Raw genomic sequence first — 16,896 nt, forward strand, 5'->3', positions numbered from 1 at the left:
GCTATTAATCCTGCACATCAAAATCCATCTTTTCCAAATGAACTAAGTATAAAAATGTATGTTATTGATAAATTGAGAGAAGTATTAATTGATTTAGGAAAAATTGTAGAAATTGAATATTATTAATAAAAAATAGTAGGGGGGATTTTTTATCAAAAGATATATTGCAATGATTTTATGTATAATATCCATTTTTGTAGTGGGATGCACGGATCTAAACAAATCCAATACTGATAATAAACAGCTTAATACTTCTAAGGACGTGACAATGTACATATCAGAGAAATCTTATTTATTAGGTGATAAGAAAATTACAATTAATATAAAGAACAATACATCAGAAGAATTGTATTATGGAGAAGCATATGAGATAGAGTATTTAAAAAATAATATTTGGTATGAAGTTCCATTTACAGATGATGCATCCTTTACAGATATTGGTATAATACTAGGTCCTAATAAGACAAACACCCATGAAATAAGTCTTGATAATATTAATATCAATCTAAAAAAAGGTAAGTATAGGATAATTAAACAAGTTGGAGATGCCATGTTAGCTGCTGAATTTAAGCTAAAGTAACAAGTATGTAAATTCTAAGTATAAATAGGAGTAGAAAATGGTCAATAAACAAAGTAATTATAACGTACCTTTTAATTACGCAAGAGAAAAATTAAAACTTATAAATCTCAAAACCATTAGTAAGTTAAGTGGAATAGATTTTGATAAAAGTAAAAGTATGTTTACAGTAGATTTTCTAGGTGATATTTATTATGTAAATTATCCTGATGGAGAGATATATAATAATGATGGAAGTATCTGTACTAACTTAAGTTTAAAAATTATTATTATCAGATATCTGATAAATTCAACAGGAGAACCACCTGTAGATAGATATATTTCATACAAAGAAGTTCCTGGAGGGCATGTATTTTACCCTAATTATAAAAAAACTATAATAGATAGGTTAGCGCTAGAATTCGAATGTTGTATTGATAAATATAAGCAATTTATGGACAGCATACAGGCAGAAAGAATAAGTATGGGAGATCTTGCATACAAATTTAGGTACATTGGAAATACATATATGATTTTTATATTATGGTTTAAAGATGATGAATTTGAACAAAGATCTAATGTATTAATGGATGCCAATGCTATACAATATTTTAATGCAGAGGACTTAGCAGTATGCCCTGGTTTAGCTATAGATATTATTAGGAAAAAAATACAGGAATAGTAGTAGTTAAGGTTGCCTATATAATTATAAGCAACCTATTTTATTTTTGTAAAAAATATTGGATTAAAAATTTTTTATTAAGATAGGAGAATTTCAGAAGTAAAATCACTTAAATACGCGTGGCCAGTTAAGCCGTCAATAACTTTTTTGTCAAAATACTGATACCCAATCCAACTATTCCATATGCCGTTGTCGATAAAACTACGATTTGTTTCTTGAATTACCCAAAGTGGATACATGCTTAAAGATTTTTTGAGGTTTCTTTCAATAAAATTTGTTGTCGTGTATATAACTCCATCTAGATTGCTAAGATTCTTAATCTCATTTAGGAAAATATTACAAAGAGTAGTTATTTTAGATGAAGTTAAATTACTCGCATTTTCAATATTCAATGCAACCTTACAGTCGCACGGATAGTTTTTTATAGTATTAACAAAATGCCTAGCCTGCTTAAATGCAAGTTCCTCAGTAGATGGTCTAAAGACATGATAAAAACCTACCAATAAAGATGATTTATTTGCATTCAGTGCATTTATTTCAAAACATGGATCTATATATACATGTCCCTCAGTTGCTTTTATATATACAATATCAATATTTCTTTTTTTTATCTTTTCAAAGTCAATATAACTATTTAACTTAGATATATTAATACCTGTTAAGTTTTTTAAATTATTATTTTGCATAAACAATGTCCTTCCTTAAAAAATGAAAAAGTTTGGCTAATAATATATTATGGTTTTTGCTACAAAAATGACCACAAATATTTATAAGATAGCATAAATTTAACATTTATCAAGTTATTTAAAATATTATACCAAATTAATTTTTTTAATTTAAATTAGGCAGTGATAAAAGAAAAAATTTGACTAATACTATAAATGATGTAAAAAAAGAACAAATACTTATACTTTTTGTAGAGAAATAAGACATAGGAGGATAATCATGGGCAAAAAGTTTAAATTATGCAGTAAAAGAAAAGTAATTTTAATTGTAGGTTCAATAATAGTATCAATTTCAGCTGTTATTTCAACTATAAATATTAGGTATGGATATTCCTTAAATAATTATGAGAATTATAGAGAAAGAAATTCTTCAAATATTACTATCACTGAAATGATGAATAAAAATCTAGCTAAAATAGAAAAAGGTCCAAGTAGTATTGATAATAAAATTGTATATATAACTGTAGATGACGGTCCATCTAGATATACTGATGAAATTATTGATATCTTAGAAAAGTATAATGCTAAGGCTACGTTCTTTTTATTAGAAAATAATATGAAGAGATACCCTGATAAAGTAAATAATATTATTAATAATGGTAATAAAGCCGGCTTTCATGGTGTATCTCATGATATACATGAATTATACAAAAATGGAGCATCTGCAAGAAAAGAATTCGAAGTAAATCAAGATACATTTTTTAATATAACAGGGGAAACATCAAAACTTATTAGGTTACCTTATGGAAGTAAACCGTATACTCCTTGTGAAGTGTATAATGATTTAATCAATTGTGGATATAGAATATGGGACTGGAATATAGATACACAAGACTGGAAGTTAAATCCTAATCAAATCATTGAAAATGTAAAGATTAATTCAGAGAATAAAGATGAAATAATTGTGCTTATTCATGAAAAACAGCAAACAGTAGAGTGCCTAGGTGAAATTCTAGACTACTTATCAAATCAAGGTTATGAATTTAAGACGATAGATCAAAATCAGATACCTCAAAATTTTTGGTCAAATAATTTATATAAATAATTGAGTTTTAAATACAATTATTTGTATAATAAAGAGGGCATATAATTACCCAGGAAATAGAAATAAATTTAGATATAATATTAAAAATACAAAGGTTGTGTAATGATTGGCAAATAATAAATTAAAAGTTAAATACAAAGATACAGAAATAGAAGTAAATGTTATATATAGAAAAAGAAAGACTATTACTCTAAAAATAGAACCAAAATATAATATTACGCTAATAAGTCCTCAAGAAGTACCATTAAAAGTATTAGAAGATATACTAATCAAAAAAAGAGAGTGGATATTACAAAAATTACATGAATACAAAGATAAAGACTATAGTAATTTTGATAGACTTTATCAAAATGGAGAAAAGTATTACTACTTAGGGGAAGAATATTACCTAGAAATTATACAAAGTCAAGTACAAGAAGTAGATATAAAGGGAAATAAATTAATTGTTAAAAGTAAGAATACTAATCCAAAATCGATAAAATCGATTTTACAGTGGTGGTACAAAAGAGAAAGTCAAAAAATTGTATCAGATAGGATACAACACTGTAAAAAGAAATCAGAAATAATGAATAACTTAACGCCTTATGCTGTAAAAGTAAAAGAACAAAAGAAAAGATGGGGAACCTGCACTTCTAATAAAGATATATACATAAATTCGAAAATATCTATGGCTAGGATAGGATCAATAGATTATATTATAATACATGAGTTTTGCCATTTAGTTCATATGAATCACTCGAAGGAATTTTATGGTTTAGTAGAAAGAATAATGCCCGATTATAAAAAAGAAGTTAAGTGGCTTAAAGAAAATAGTTATAAGTTAATTTTATAAGTATATACGTGCATATAATAGTTATAGTAAAAATAGTATTGTAAAGGAGGTGTAGTTATGGATAATAGTAATAATAATTATCAAACAAATAAAGATAGTTCTTTAAATTTAGCATCTATAAGTTATGCTGATTTTATACTTCTATCCTCTACACTATCTTTTGCAATTGCAGAAGAGCTTCAAGATGAAGATCTAGATATTTTGATAGCTTTTTTTGGAATGATTGTATCTGACTTAGCTATACTTAGAACTAAGCGTGGAATTCTTAATGCAAGGCAAGCTCAAAATAATGAAGAAGATATAGCAGGGGCAGAATCTGCAAGTAATGCAGGTGCTGTGATTGCAGGCACTTTATCTAGAAAATCTAAGAAGAAAAAATGTATAAGAAAAGTTAAAAGGAAAGTTAGAAAGAAAAATTCTGAAACTTAATATATGGTATCCGTGAAAGTAATAACTGTAAGTATAATACTATCAACATTGAGTGTCTTGAAGAATAGTTTGAAAATTAAAATAAGTGATGTAGTATCATAGGCAAAAACTATATTTTAGTAATGAATATAATGTTCTATTTTGTAAAAACTTTATAAAAAAAGAAAAAATTACAAAAAAACTTAAAAAAATACAAAAATGATGTTGACTTATAATTGTTAATAATATATCATGATATTTGTAAGGGCAAGGAGATACTAGTTAAGAAAAGCTTTGCTAGTATAATGCATTTATAAAATATTATAAAATAACAAAAGAGGAGATCAACATGGGAGAAAGTTCATTCTTATCACAATTCCTTATGGTAACTGATGTAAAAACAGTTCTTTTTATAGCGTTACTAATAGGAACATTTTTCATTGTTAAGCAATTTGAAAAGAAAAAGGTTAAGTTTTCAACAAGAACAATTTATGCAACAATTATAGGATTAATATTAGGGGTAATAATACAATTAGTAGCAGGACTTCCAGAAGATCCTTCTCAAGTAACTTGGTTACAAGAGGTATCTAAGTGGTATGGGTTATTTGGTTCAGGGTTCATGGATTTATTAAAGATGTTAGTTGTACCAATGGTATTTGTTTCAATATTAAGAGTTATCATCAATATGGGTGAAGGTGATGATTTAAAAACAATTACATTTAGATCTTTAGGTATGTTACTTGGAACTACTGCTTTAGCTGCAATAGTTGGTATAGTAGTAGGTAATGTTATGAAGTTAGGTGTAGGAGCTGAAGTATTAGTTGAAGCTACTGCTGAAATAAGAGAAGTAACTCCGCTAGTAGATACGTTAAGAGGATTATTACCATCAAATCCTGTAGCGTCTATGGCAGATGGAAATATAGTAGCAATAATAATATTTGCAACGTTCTTAGGACTTGCAGTTAAGAGATTAAACAAGAAGTATTCTGAATTAATAAAGCCATTTGTTGATTTAGTTGAAGCATTCTATAAGATAATAGTAAGTGTAGCAATGACTGTAATCAAGTTTATGCCATACGCAGTAGTAGCGATGCTTGCAAATACATTAACAGCTCGTGGATTATCATCTATGATATCTGTTGTACAATTTGTAGCGGCACTTTATATATCAGTTGCAATATTATTTGTTATACATTTAGCAATAATAGCTGCAAATGGATTAAACCCTATGACTTACATCAAAAATGCTACAGAACCATTATTATTAGCTTTCACTTCTCGTTCAAGTTTAGGTACATTACCTGTAACTGTAGATACGCTAGTTAAGAAGCAAGGTGTTGATGAGTCTGTGTCAAGTTTTACAGCAAGTTTAGGTGCAAACATGGGTATGAACGGATGTGCTGGTATATATCCTGCATTAATGGCAGTTACAATAGCTAACATGGCTAATGTGACAATGGATATAAGCTTCTACGTAATGTTATTAGTAGTTATAACTATAAGTTCATTAGGTATAGCTGGTCTTCCAGGTACTGCTACAATGGCTGTATCAGTAGTGTTATCAGGTGTAGGTCTTGGAGCTCACTTCCCATTAGCAGCTGGAATATTAGCAATAGATCCAATATTAGATATGGGTAGAACTATGATAAACGTAAATGGAGCATCTGCAGCAGCAATATCTGTTGGTAACTCTGTAGGAAAAGTAAACAAAGATATATTCAACGGAAAAGTTAGAGTTGAAGATTCTACAGAAAAGACTGCTTAATATTAAGTAAATAATTCCCACTATGGGATTGCAAAACCTCATTAATAGTCATAAGTAATATGATTATTAATGAGGTTTTTTATTTAATTTATGATTAATTATATACAATACCTCCTTATTATTCTTCATGATATAATAATGTATAGTCTTATTTTATAGTATAAAGCTAAATTAATAGATATGGAGACAGGGTTAAGATATGAAAAATAGTTACTTAATAATAGGGTTGATTTTATTTAGTACATATATAATTTCTATAAATGGAGTTAACTTTTCGGCGATATTTATAGTAACTACTATATGGATGATATGTTCGGTATATTTTATAAGAAAGTTTATGATAAAAAGAAATGAAAGATGGATACAATTACTAGCTAGAGTATATCAAATTTTAGTTATCATATTTGTTGTATCCTTTATTATTATTGAAGGACTTTTAATATTTAATATTCATCAATTTAAAGAAATAAAAGATATAGAAAAGTTAGATTATGTAGTAGTCCTTGGAGCTGGTATTGATGGAGAAAAAGTGGGAAAAACTTTGCAGTCTAGACTAGATCAAGCTATTAAATACTATGAAAATAATAAAGCAGTAAATATTATCGTATCTGGTGGTCAAAGTGAGGGTGAGATTATATCAGAAGCAGAGGCAATGCACAGATATCTTGTAGAAAATGGAGTTAATCCAGGTAATATTATTAAAGAAGATAAAGCCACTAGTACATTAGAAAATATAAGGTTTGCCAAAGATATATTAATAAGTAGAAATGATTTAGATAAAAAAATACTTATAGTAACTAATGAATTTCATTTGTATAGAGCGATGATTATTGCGGATATTTTAGGATTAAAAAATGAAGGACTAGCATCATCTACTCCAATTAAGATAAGGGTAAATTATATGATAAGAGAGTATCCAACATTAATAATAGATACTATTAGAACTTTTAAATATAAATAGAAATACAGAAAAAGCATTTTAGTTTAATTTAATCCAAAATACTTTTTCTGTATTTTATGTATGAATTTCCATATATTATGCAGTATTATTGATATTTTATTTTGTGAAAGTTATACTAAAGTAAGTAATATACAAAGATGGGGAATAGGTGATTATGATAAAAGTTGCAATATGTGATGATGACTTAAAGATTTTAAACAGAACTAAAGAAATAGTAAATGGATATAAGAGAAAAGATTTAGTGATCAAAGCTTATAAGAGTGGAGAAGAATTACTGAAAGACGATGAAACTTTTGATATTATATTTTTAGATATAGATATGGGTGGCATCAATGGAATAGAGACAGCTAAGATAATAAGAAAGTATGATAAAAAGGTGAAAATTATTTACATTACAAATTATACAGACTATACTTCATCAGCATTTGGTGTTCATGCATTTGGTTATCTTGTAAAACCAGTTGATAGAGAAGAAGTATATCATCAACTAGATGAAGCGCTTTCTTATATGGAAGAAGATGTTGAAGAACTTATAGAATTCATAACTGATGAGGGAGTAGTTAGGATAGACTTAAATAAAATATACTATTTTGAGTATCAATCTAGGAAAGTCATAATGAAGACTATAGATGAAGATCACATTATAAAAGAAAAAATATCAGATATAGGTAATGATATGCTTAAATATGGATTTTTAATGCCACATAAAAGTTTTGTCGTTAATTTATATAATGTGAAATCTGTAAAAGGATATGATATATACATGATGGATGGAAGTATAGTTCCACTTTCTCAAAAAAAGTCTACACAATTTAGAAATGGTCTTAATATTTATTTAAGCACTCATATTGATAAAGGTAGAAAGGATAAAAGTCATGGATAAAATAATTGAAATAGTTGCATTTATTATATTACCAATTATCGGAAATTTATTCATTATTTATACTTGTTTTGATTTTATGAGTAAAGTAGGTAGGAATAGATACAAAAATAAAGTATATTATATTTTAGTATATATAATATACATATCTTTGATAACAGGGACATCAATGTCTGGTAATATTTTATTAAATACAATAGCAGTAGTAGGTGGACTGGTAGCTATTGGGCATTTTTTATACAATAATACAAAGATATATTTACTTTATTATTTTGTATTTGCTATATGTTTTTTATTGGGTGATATGCTTGTTGCATATGCTCTGAGTTTGATAATTTCTTTATCTGGAATATATTTTGTAAGTGTCTCATATATGCAAATTGTAATTGTAATATTGCTAAGAGTAATAGAGTATATGTTTATAAAATTATTTATAGCTTTCATTAATAAACGTAAGGCAGTAACAGTAACAAAACTTCAACTAATTAATTTTTTAGTTTTGCCTGCATTTAGTGTAGTATTTATATTTACTCTAGTCTTGAATTTACAAATATATGCTGGATTTTGGGAGATATTTTGGTTTCTTATAAATATTACTTTGATACTGTATTTAAATTTATATGTTACATATATTTTTGATAATATATCAAAAAATAACACACTAAAAAATGAAATTAATTTATATCATCAACAGGCAGAACTTCAGCTAAGTTATTATGATAACTTAGAACGTAAATATCAAGATTCTAGGAAATTAATTCATGATATTAGAAATCATTTAAACTCAATTGAAGAACTTTACAATACTAATAACATCGAAACTGGCAAAATATATACAAATGATATACATAAAATGTTAAATGAACTTAATCAGAAGTATTATTCTAGTAATAAGGTCTTAAATATTATTTTAAACGATAAATTTGAAAAAGTTAAAAGTAGATCTACTAATATAGAATGTAGAATTGGAGATGTAGATTTAAAGTTTATTAAAGATATAGATATAACTACTATATTTGCTAATTTATTAGATAATGCTATAGATGCAGCTATTAAAGTAGAAATAAATTCTTTTATTAAGCTTGATATTGATAAGTTTAATGATTTTATTGTTATAAATATAAGTAATTCCATGGTTGATAAGCCTATAAAAAAAGGTAAGAGATTTAAAAGTACTAAAGAAAGACATGAAGGTCTTGGTATTGAAAATATAAAAAAGGCCTTGGAGAAGTATGAAGGAACTATGTTAATCGATTATACAGATGAAGAATTTAAAGTTAACATAGTTATACCTATATAGTTTTAAGAACAAATATTATAAAAAGATTTTATGCAAAATATTTAATTAAAAAGTGGGGAGAGAAATTATGAAGAATTTAAAGGTATTAATATTAATGTTTGTTGTAGGGGCTATGCTAGCAGGATGTAGTAATAACAAACTTAGTGATGCTTACGATGAAGAAAAATTAAAAGCTGACTCTAAGGAAATTGTAGCTATGATAGATGAAGAAAAATTTGATGATGTAATAGCGAGGATGAGTGATAAGATCGCAACTTCAATATCTGTAGAGCAGATTAAAGAAGTATGGAATCCAATGAAGGAAAAGCTAGGAGCATTCAAGAAGATTTCGAAAGAAGTTGTAGTAGGAAATGATAATCTTGCTACTGTAGTTGTGGTAGCAGACTTTGAAGGTGGAAAAGCTCAATTTACAATTACCTATAATGAGGAGATGCAATTAGAAGCGCTATATTTAAAATAATAAAAAATTATTCATAAATGTAAAACGTACACTTACAATATACAGGTGTACGTTTTTATTTTTATATAGTTAGCATTATAAATGGTGAATTTTGTAGAGTAAAAAATCATATCAAATTATTAAAATGATAAAACATTTGAAAAATTTAGAATATACTATTAGTAACAAAAGGAAACTTTTTATAAAGAAGGGGGATTTTAAAATTATGCTTAGAATAATTATATTTTTCTTCATTCTGTATTATATAATTAGAATAACAACATATGAGTCAAGTAAAGATACACCAGCAGGAGAATTTTTAGGAAAATCTATTGGAAAAGTACTTTATGCTATAGAAAAGCATCCAATATTTTTTGCAGGAATTATAATAGGTATGGGGATAGGAGCAACTTTAGGAATAATAGCTTATAATAATTAGAATAAAGTTATATTGTAGGTTTATAATTTATAAATAATTGAGGTATTAAAAGCATGTGAGCTATAAATTAAAGCTGAGGATTAGTCTTGTATACTAGATTAATCCTCTATTTATATGTATAATGAAGTATAGGTAAAAACATCAAGGAGAAGCGTATATGAACAGCAAAGTAGCATCAAGTATATTTTTAAAAGAAGATGATATTTATATAGAAGTGCCTATAGATATCGTTGGTGATTTGAAAAATCAAAATACTATAGTAAAGGATTATATCAGAATATATAAAAATATAAATAAGCTTAAAGATGATATTAATAGATATTTATTCGATGATGAAAGCACTGTAAGTGCTAGCTCTATTGGGTATCAGTTTATGAAGATAAAATCAGAGGAAAATCTAGATAAAATATTACCATTTATGAATATAGATATAAATAAAATGGGGACAAGAATTGAAAGAATAGCACCTTATTTTGGAATAGATATAGAAGATATAAATAGTAAAAGAGAAGATCTAAAAAATGAATATGTAAATAGCTCTTATAACACCAATGATATTGTAGATAGAGATTATTTAGAAGAAATAATAAATGATATTACAACTTCTAGTATGTACTCACTAAAAACTAAATCTAGATACGGTGGTATATCTACAGATATTTCAATTAAAAATAAAGATGAAATAAGTGACTATAATAATGAAGAAATAGGAGGGAATTACTGTCCTATATTAGTTATCTATAGACCTGCAAAATATAATAGAGGCCAGTATGTACTTGAAGATACCTATTATGTATATATAAAGAGGCAGCCATTAGATGCACTTATAAAACAAGAAAGATTAGATGAAAAGGGTGTAGATGGTATGGGAGCAATAAGTTATAAGAAACTTAGACCAGACCTTACAAACGAAAATTTACAAGAGATATTAGCAGAACTATACGTATACTCTCAGAAAAACTCTTTAGTATATGAAAACATAAAGTTAGCTGATATAAGTTCTAATAAGATTTGGATGACTGCTGATAAACTTAAAAAAGAGTTTAAAGAACTTAGGTATTATCATAAAAATATTACCAGCAAAGTAAAGGAAATTTATGACTCAGCAAGTAGATACTACACTCAAATAAGTGGTAAGTACATATTCGACAGTAGAGAGTTAGTTCATTGTTATAAGACTTATAAAAGTAAAGATATAAATAATTAGAATAATTAGTATATAAAGATTAATAAAATGTATATTAGATATAAATAAATGGCAAAATTTGTTAAAGTTTGCCATTTATTTATATAATAGAAACTTAAAGTATAAGACCCATAATTATAGTGTCGTGATAAGAACCATTTAGATATACATCATTCTTAAGAAACCCTTCTTCTACGAATCCGTATTTTTTATATAATGCTTTACCACGAGTATTTTCATCATTGACTAAAAGGCTTATTTTTTTTGTGATTTTATTAGACTCTGACCAGTTTATGATAAATGACATAAGCTCGCTTCCAAGCCCTATACCCCAGTATTTTTGTAGTAAACTTATACCTAGAGTTCCAACATGCTTAGTTCTAGATTTATTATTAGATGATATAGAAACTATACCTACTATATTATTTTCAATAATAGCTATAAACATTGCAGAATTATACGATTTATCTAGGTTTTCTATATATTTCTCCTCATCCTCCACTGAAAGAGCAAATTCATTTTTCCCAAAGCTAAGAAAGTCACTCTCTCCACCGATATGATTTAGATAAGCAACGACTGGTCTTGCATCTTCTTTTATAGCTTTTCTTATAGTTACTTCTGTTCCATTTTTTAATGTAACCTTATGCATAGGTACTCCCCCTTGTAAGCAAATCTTTAAATATAATTATAGCTATATAGAGTTTAAAGCGCAACAACAAGTATTTATAAGAAGCTGTTAAGAATAGAGGGCTTTTTCTTAATATATATGAATAAAATAGTTATAGGGGAGGTGTATTGATGCAAAATTATATTAAAGATATTACTATAAAAAGCTTCAAGGGAATCCAAAACCTTAAATTAGAAAATATGAAAGCTGTAAATATATTAGTGGGGGATAACAACTCTAAAAAAACAACAGTCCTAGAAGCTATTGAACTATTTGAAAAGCCATTTGATTTTGTTGCTCATTTAAAGAGAGCAAGCAGAAAGTATGATATACAATCTATTAAGTACAACAAAATAAAAGAGATGTTTTATAATTGCGACTTAGATAATGGAATATGTGTTGATATGGAGATAAATGGAAAACTAAACAGTCTGTGTATAAATGGTCAAGAAGAGCAGTTTATAAGAATAAGTAAAAATGAAGATAGTAAAATAACTAATTACGATAGAACTGTGTTAGAGTATAACTTTAATGAACAAAGTAAAGTATTTATTATGAATGAAAATCAAGATAGTTTTAGTATACCTAAAAAACAGTTTGAGCTACTAAATATAGGATATATGATGCCAATTGATACATATATAGAAGAGAGCTATATAGAGGCTATAGATAGAGTCATTAAAAAAGGTGAAAAACAAAAACTAATTGATGTATTGAAAATATTTGATACTAATATTACAGATATTAATTTTACATCAGATAGAGAGGTCTATATAAGCACTATTGATAAAAATAGTATGAGTCTTGGAAGCTATGGAGATGGTTTTAAAAAAGCTATTATTTTAATATCTAAGCTTATAGATGCTGAAAACGGAATACTTCTTATAGATGAAGTAGAAACAGGTATGCATAAAGATATTATAGCAAAGATATTTAAGGAAATAATAAAAAATAGCAAAGAGCATAACACTCAAATTATTGTAACTACACATAGTCTAGAGGCAATGGGTGCGCTAATAGATGTTATTGATGAGGGTTTAGAGCAGGTGGCAGTATATAGACTAGAGGAATTTAAGGGTCAAATATATTCTAGGAGATTTTCAGGAGATAAGGTCTATGAGATTATTGTAGACGAAGGTGGTGACTTAAGATAATGAATCACTATCTTTTTATTGTTGAAGGTGCACACGATGTAGCACTTCTATCTAGTATATTGAGATTATTAGACTATAAAAATGTGAAAAATTTCAATGAGATAGTTTATCCTCTAGATAATTTGATTATGGATAAGTTTCCAATTGAAAAAAATAATCTAGAAGTATATAACAATATGCCTAGTTTTTTTTATAAGGATAATAAGAACTTATGTATTGTTACAGCAAATGGAGAAACAAAGTTGATAAAAACCCTGGATAATTGTATAAGTAAATTTAGACTGGATGAACTTGATTATATAAATAAAGTGGTAATTTTTTGTGACGGAGACCTTAAAGGTAGAGATCAAAAAATACATGATTTGATAAAGTGGAGTTTTCCCAAGGATCACAATTTAGAAATTAGCAAAAAAAGACTTGAGAAGGGATTTGTGTCTCTTACAAATATGGAGTTTATAAAGATACCTTTAAGCTTTTTTGTTATGCCAAACAATAAAGATTCTGGAAGGCTTGAGGAAATTTTATTACAGGCGATTGAGCACACAGATGGAGAACTTCTTGATGAAGTTGATTTGTTTTTATCGAGAATACCAGATGAATATAAGAAGAGGTGGGGGGATGAAAATTCTAAATGTGATAAGACTCGCATAGCATGTACTGGAAATGTGAAGGCTCCAGGTTCTTCTATGAGTGTATTGATTACTAGTGGAAGATGGATAACCTCAGAGACTATAGAGAGCTGTGAATCTTTGAATTGTATATATAGATATATTAAAAATACGTTAGCTTAATATTAGAGTATAAAGTAAAAGTATACTTATTTCTAGAAAGACTATATCCTTGTATAGTCTTTTTTATTGTTTCAATTATAAAATAAATTGACAATCTTAATAAAATCTTAATAATTTAGGTCATAATTCTTAAAATTTATACTCCATAATAATATCTAGAGCAATATCTATTCGTTAAATAAAATGTAGAAAAATGTTATAATGATTAGCGAGGTGAGAGATATGTTAAAAGGAAATATATTATTAGTTGATGATGATAAAGATATTGTTAAATCAATAGAGATACATTTGAAAAATGAGGGGTTAAATGTATATAAAGCTTATGATGGTATAGAAGCATTAGATGTTTTAATAGATACAGATATCCACTTAATAATAATGGATATAATGATGCCAAGGCTAGATGGTCTTAGTGCAACTTTAAAAATAAGAGAAGAGAAAAATATACCGATCATACTAGTATCGGCAAAATCACAAGATACTGATAAAATAATAGGGCTTAATATGGGTGCAGACGATTATATAACAAAGCCATTTAATCCACTGGAGCTAGTGGCAAGGGTAAAGTCACACTTGAGAAGGTACACAAAGCTTGGAAGTCACAAGCAAGAAGATACAGATATATTACGAAACCAAGGACTTGTGCTTGATAATATAAAAAAAGAAGTCACTGTAGATGATGAAATTGCCAGACTTACACCAATAGAGTATAAAATACTAGAACTTCTGTTAAAAAATCAAGGACGAGTATTTTCTTCAAGGCAAGTATATGAAAATGTATGGGATGAGCCAGGATATAACTGTGATAGAACAGTTGCCGTACATATAAGAAGGATAAGGGAAAAAATAGAGATAAATCCTAAAGAACCAAAATATATAAAGGTGGTGTGGGGAGTTGGATATAAGATTGAAAAGAAGTAAAAATATAATAGCGTTAATTATATGTTTTTGTGTAGCTATAATTAGTTTTAGATTTTCTGAAATAAGTTTTTATTCATATGATTTTTCAACTAGCTTTTATAAAAGTTATCATCTTGAAAGATCAATATATACAATAGGTACAAACTCTGTATATTCAGTAGTTGGAGATAGTGCAAGTAAAAAAATGTTGAATTATAGATCAACAGCTAAAGCTATTTTAAATGAGTATAGGAGTGCATATGTATTTGTAGTGGATAATACTAACAAAAGAACGTATTCGAATACAAAAAGTAATGATTTAAATACTTTTAGAAAAGAAACAGAGAAGTATCCATATTTTATGGAATTAAACTTTAAGGATAATGATACAAGTTTATTAATAGATGATAAAAATGTAAACTATACACCAAAAGTTTATGGATCTCCAGTATATAATAGGAAAGAAGATGTAACTACTTATATAGCAATACCGAGTATTGAGAAAATAAAGGAAAGTAAAAATCTAAATGTAAGTGATGGAATTTATACAGCATACAATGATTATGTAGACTCTACTATAAAAACAATATTTTTTATAGGTTCTAAGATTCTTGCAGCTGTAGTAATAATAATAAGCTTATTAACTTATTTTTTGAATATAAAAAAGAAAAATATTAATTTATTAAATAATAATTCAAATGTTAAATCTAAAAATACAAGGTTGTTGAGCATAGAATCATTACTACTAATAGTGATATTATTATTTTTAACAATTATTAAACATAGATATAATTACTTATTTATTCCTCTATATACACTCTTACTTTTTGAAATTTACTATCTAATAAATCTTATCATAGAGTCAAAAAGCCGTGAGGATATTTATAGTAGAAGTATAATATTAAAAAGATTATGTAAAAAAGATATAAAAATAGACGACAAGATTATATTAATTAAAGGAAGTATTTTATTAGTATTATTTATGCTGACTCAATTGATAATAGTATGCTTTGCATACTCTTTAGATATAGATTATTATCAATTTCAGATAATGCCACACTTTGCCCTAGACTGGATTGGAGGACACGGTAAATTTTTATCTGCTCTTATAGGAATGATTATATGCAATCTGATTATAGGAATGTTTATCATAAAAAGACTTAATAAAGTTGTAGATATACAGCATGGAGTAAGTGAGCTTAAAAGAGGTAAGCTAGATTATAAAATAGAAGTTGTAGATAATGATATGTTTAAAGAACTTGCGACAGAAATAAATGGTTTAGGGGAAGTAATAAATATAGCTGTGGAATATAGATTAAAAAGTGAGAGAATGAAGACAGATCTTATAACAAATGTATCACATGATTTAAAGACTCCTCTTACAGCTATAATAAACTACATAAGTTTAATGAAAAAAGAAGATATTCATCCAGAACATGTGAAAGACTATGTAACAGTACTTGATAAAAGATCTCAGAGATTAAAAGTTTTAATTGATGATTTATTTGAAGTATCCAAAGTAAGTAGCAATGACATAGAGATGAACTTAGAAGAAAATGATATTAATCAGCTACTTATGCAAAGTATTGTAGAACTGGAAGAATCTATAGAAGAATCAAAGCTTGATTTTATAATAAATACACCGCAAGAAGAAGTATATATTTTGGCAGATGGAAGAAAAACTTTTAGAGTATTTGAAAATCTTATTTTAAATATACTTAAGTATTCATTAGAGGGTACTAGGGTATATATTGATTTAGTATATAAAGAAGGGCGAGCTTGTATAATTCTTAAGAATATTTCAAAATATCCTCTAAACTTTGATGCTGATGAAATCACAGAAAGATTTACTAGAGGAGATTTATCTAGAAATACAGAAGGTTCTGGGCTTGGACTTGCTATAGCAAAGGGATTCGCAGAGGCTCAAGGTGGAAATATGAAGATAGATATTTTAGGAGATATGTTTATAGTAACTATAGAGTTTGATTTAATATAAAAACTTATAAAAAAGCTTAGATAGAGTATATTTAGATTTTAAAAGATAAATTTAAGTATGCTCTATTTTTAGTTTACATTGATACTACGATTTTAAACTGTTATCATAGTTATATATACAATATAGGGGGTTATTATGAAAGATAACGTAGAAAAATTTGAGCTATTATA

At 27.0% G+C, this 16,896-nt stretch carries 18 protein-coding genes; 16 read left to right on the forward strand and 2 right to left on the reverse strand.

Annotation, left to right across the window (positions count from 1 at the left end):
- The first annotated feature begins 169 nt into the window (after positions 1–169).
- Positions 170–580: an immunoglobulin-like domain-containing protein gene (locus CHL78_RS16555; protein ID WP_330408648.1), complete on the forward strand. Its 411-nt coding sequence runs from the start codon at positions 170–172 to the stop codon at positions 578–580.
- A gap of 37 nt (positions 581–617) precedes the next feature.
- On the forward strand, positions 618–1,238 hold the full coding sequence (locus CHL78_RS16560; protein WP_094369078.1) for a DUF3786 domain-containing protein: 621 nt from the start codon (positions 618–620) through the stop codon (positions 1,236–1,238).
- A 77-nt stretch (positions 1,239–1,315) separates the two neighbouring features.
- Here the strand turns inward: CHL78_RS16560 and CHL78_RS16565 are convergent, their stop codons facing one another.
- Entirely contained in the window at positions 1,316–1,924 is a 609-nt protein-coding gene (locus CHL78_RS16565; RefSeq protein WP_094369079.1) for a GH25 family lysozyme, read from the reverse strand.
- 259 nt (positions 1,925–2,183) lie between these two features.
- Here CHL78_RS16565 and CHL78_RS16570 point away from each other — a divergent pair, with 259 nt between their 5' ends.
- The 10 genes from CHL78_RS16570 (at position 2,184) to CHL78_RS16615 (ending at position 11,239) form a co-directional block, all read left to right on the forward strand.
- On the forward strand, positions 2,184–3,008 hold the full coding sequence (locus CHL78_RS16570) for a polysaccharide deacetylase family protein (RefSeq protein ID WP_094369080.1): 825 nt from the start codon (positions 2,184–2,186) through the stop codon (positions 3,006–3,008).
- 106 nt (positions 3,009–3,114) lie between these two features.
- Positions 3,115–3,840 (forward strand): M48 family metallopeptidase, encoded by a 726-nt coding sequence (locus tag CHL78_RS16575; protein WP_094369081.1) that lies wholly within the window; start codon positions 3,115–3,117, stop codon positions 3,838–3,840.
- 57 nt (positions 3,841–3,897) lie between these two features.
- Entirely contained in the window at positions 3,898–4,269 is a 372-nt protein-coding gene (locus CHL78_RS16580) for a hypothetical protein (protein ID WP_094369082.1), read from the forward strand.
- Between the two features lie 328 nt (positions 4,270–4,597).
- Positions 4,598–6,013, forward strand: coding sequence for a cation:dicarboxylate symporter family transporter (locus CHL78_RS16585; protein WP_243446468.1), 1,416 nt, complete (start codon positions 4,598–4,600; stop codon positions 6,011–6,013).
- A gap of 199 nt (positions 6,014–6,212) precedes the next feature.
- Entirely contained in the window at positions 6,213–6,974 is a 762-nt protein-coding gene (locus CHL78_RS16590; RefSeq protein ID WP_094369352.1) for a YdcF family protein, read from the forward strand.
- Between the two features lie 154 nt (positions 6,975–7,128).
- A complete protein-coding gene (locus CHL78_RS16595; protein WP_094369353.1) occupies positions 7,129–7,857 on the forward strand; it encodes a LytR/AlgR family response regulator transcription factor in 729 nt (242 codons plus the stop codon).
- A complete protein-coding gene (locus CHL78_RS16600) occupies positions 7,850–9,154 on the forward strand; it encodes a sensor histidine kinase (protein ID WP_094369354.1) in 1,305 nt (434 codons plus the stop codon). The genes CHL78_RS16595 and CHL78_RS16600 overlap by 8 nt, the downstream gene beginning before the upstream one ends.
- Positions 9,155–9,221: 67 nt before the next feature.
- Complete coding sequence (locus tag CHL78_RS16605) at positions 9,222–9,614, forward strand: DUF3887 domain-containing protein (protein WP_094369355.1); 393 nt, start codon at positions 9,222–9,224, stop codon at positions 9,612–9,614.
- Between the two features lie 205 nt (positions 9,615–9,819).
- Complete coding sequence (locus CHL78_RS16610) at positions 9,820–10,032, forward strand: hypothetical protein (protein WP_094369356.1); 213 nt, start codon at positions 9,820–9,822, stop codon at positions 10,030–10,032.
- A gap of 157 nt (positions 10,033–10,189) precedes the next feature.
- Positions 10,190–11,239 carry a hypothetical protein gene (locus CHL78_RS16615; RefSeq protein WP_094369357.1) on the forward strand — a complete coding sequence of 350 codons (1,050 nt, stop codon included), beginning with the start codon at positions 10,190–10,192 and terminating at the stop codon, positions 11,237–11,239.
- 94 nt (positions 11,240–11,333) lie between these two features.
- Here CHL78_RS16615 and CHL78_RS16620 read toward each other — a convergent pair whose 3' ends face one another.
- Positions 11,334–11,867, reverse strand: a complete 534-nt coding sequence (locus tag CHL78_RS16620) for a GNAT family N-acetyltransferase (RefSeq protein ID WP_094369358.1) — start codon at positions 11,865–11,867, stop codon at positions 11,334–11,336.
- 149 nt (positions 11,868–12,016) lie between these two features.
- Between CHL78_RS16620 and CHL78_RS16625 the strand changes: the two genes are divergently transcribed.
- From CHL78_RS16625 to CHL78_RS16640, 4 genes are all read left to right on the forward strand, one after another.
- Positions 12,017–13,039 (forward strand): AAA family ATPase, encoded by a 1,023-nt coding sequence (locus tag CHL78_RS16625; RefSeq protein WP_094369359.1) that lies wholly within the window; start codon positions 12,017–12,019, stop codon positions 13,037–13,039.
- The gene (locus CHL78_RS16630) at positions 13,039–13,830 is read left to right on the forward strand and encodes a DUF3226 domain-containing protein (protein ID WP_094369360.1); all 792 of its coding nucleotides are present in this window, start codon (positions 13,039–13,041) and stop codon (positions 13,828–13,830) included. The genes CHL78_RS16625 and CHL78_RS16630 overlap by 1 nt, the downstream gene beginning before the upstream one ends.
- A gap of 222 nt (positions 13,831–14,052) precedes the next feature.
- Positions 14,053–14,751 carry a response regulator transcription factor gene (locus CHL78_RS16635; protein WP_094369361.1) on the forward strand — a complete coding sequence of 233 codons (699 nt, stop codon included), beginning with the start codon at positions 14,053–14,055 and terminating at the stop codon, positions 14,749–14,751.
- A complete protein-coding gene (locus CHL78_RS16640; RefSeq protein ID WP_094369362.1) occupies positions 14,726–16,726 on the forward strand; it encodes a sensor histidine kinase in 2,001 nt (666 codons plus the stop codon). The genes CHL78_RS16635 and CHL78_RS16640 overlap by 26 nt, the downstream gene beginning before the upstream one ends.
- Positions 16,727–16,896: the final 170 nt, after the last annotated feature.

This window comes from Romboutsia weinsteinii (assembly GCF_002250835.2).
Classification (GTDB): domain Bacteria; phylum Bacillota; class Clostridia; order Peptostreptococcales; family Peptostreptococcaceae; genus Romboutsia_A; species Romboutsia_A weinsteinii.

Coding starts and splice junctions, on each gene's coding strand:
- CHL78_RS16555 (WP_330408648.1), top strand. CDS start 170: ATGATTTTATGTATAATATCCATTTTTGTAGTGGGATGCACGGATCTA.
- CHL78_RS16615 (WP_094369357.1), top strand. CDS start 10,190: ATGAACAGCAAAGTAGCATCAAGTATATTTTTAAAAGAAGATGATATT.
- CHL78_RS16620 (WP_094369358.1), bottom strand. CDS start 11,867: ATGCATAAGGTTACATTAAAAAATGGAACAGAAGTAACTATAAGAAAA.
- CHL78_RS16625 (WP_094369359.1), top strand. CDS start 12,017: ATGCAAAATTATATTAAAGATATTACTATAAAAAGCTTCAAGGGAATC.
- CHL78_RS16635 (WP_094369361.1), top strand. CDS start 14,053: ATGTTAAAAGGAAATATATTATTAGTTGATGATGATAAAGATATTGTT.
- CHL78_RS16605 (WP_094369355.1), top strand. CDS start 9,222: ATGAAGAATTTAAAGGTATTAATATTAATGTTTGTTGTAGGGGCTATG.
- CHL78_RS16565 (WP_094369079.1), bottom strand. CDS start 1,924: ATGCAAAATAATAATTTAAAAAACTTAACAGGTATTAATATATCTAAG.
- CHL78_RS16570 (WP_094369080.1), top strand. CDS start 2,184: ATGGGCAAAAAGTTTAAATTATGCAGTAAAAGAAAAGTAATTTTAATT.
- CHL78_RS16590 (WP_094369352.1), top strand. CDS start 6,213: ATGAAAAATAGTTACTTAATAATAGGGTTGATTTTATTTAGTACATAT.
- CHL78_RS16600 (WP_094369354.1), top strand. CDS start 7,850: ATGGATAAAATAATTGAAATAGTTGCATTTATTATATTACCAATTATC.
- CHL78_RS16610 (WP_094369356.1), top strand. CDS start 9,820: ATGCTTAGAATAATTATATTTTTCTTCATTCTGTATTATATAATTAGA.
- CHL78_RS16595 (WP_094369353.1), top strand. CDS start 7,129: ATGATAAAAGTTGCAATATGTGATGATGACTTAAAGATTTTAAACAGA.
- CHL78_RS16580 (WP_094369082.1), top strand. CDS start 3,898: ATGGATAATAGTAATAATAATTATCAAACAAATAAAGATAGTTCTTTA.
- CHL78_RS16630 (WP_094369360.1), top strand. CDS start 13,039: ATGAATCACTATCTTTTTATTGTTGAAGGTGCACACGATGTAGCACTT.
- CHL78_RS16585 (WP_243446468.1), top strand. CDS start 4,598: ATGGGAGAAAGTTCATTCTTATCACAATTCCTTATGGTAACTGATGTA.
- CHL78_RS16560 (WP_094369078.1), top strand. CDS start 618: ATGGTCAATAAACAAAGTAATTATAACGTACCTTTTAATTACGCAAGA.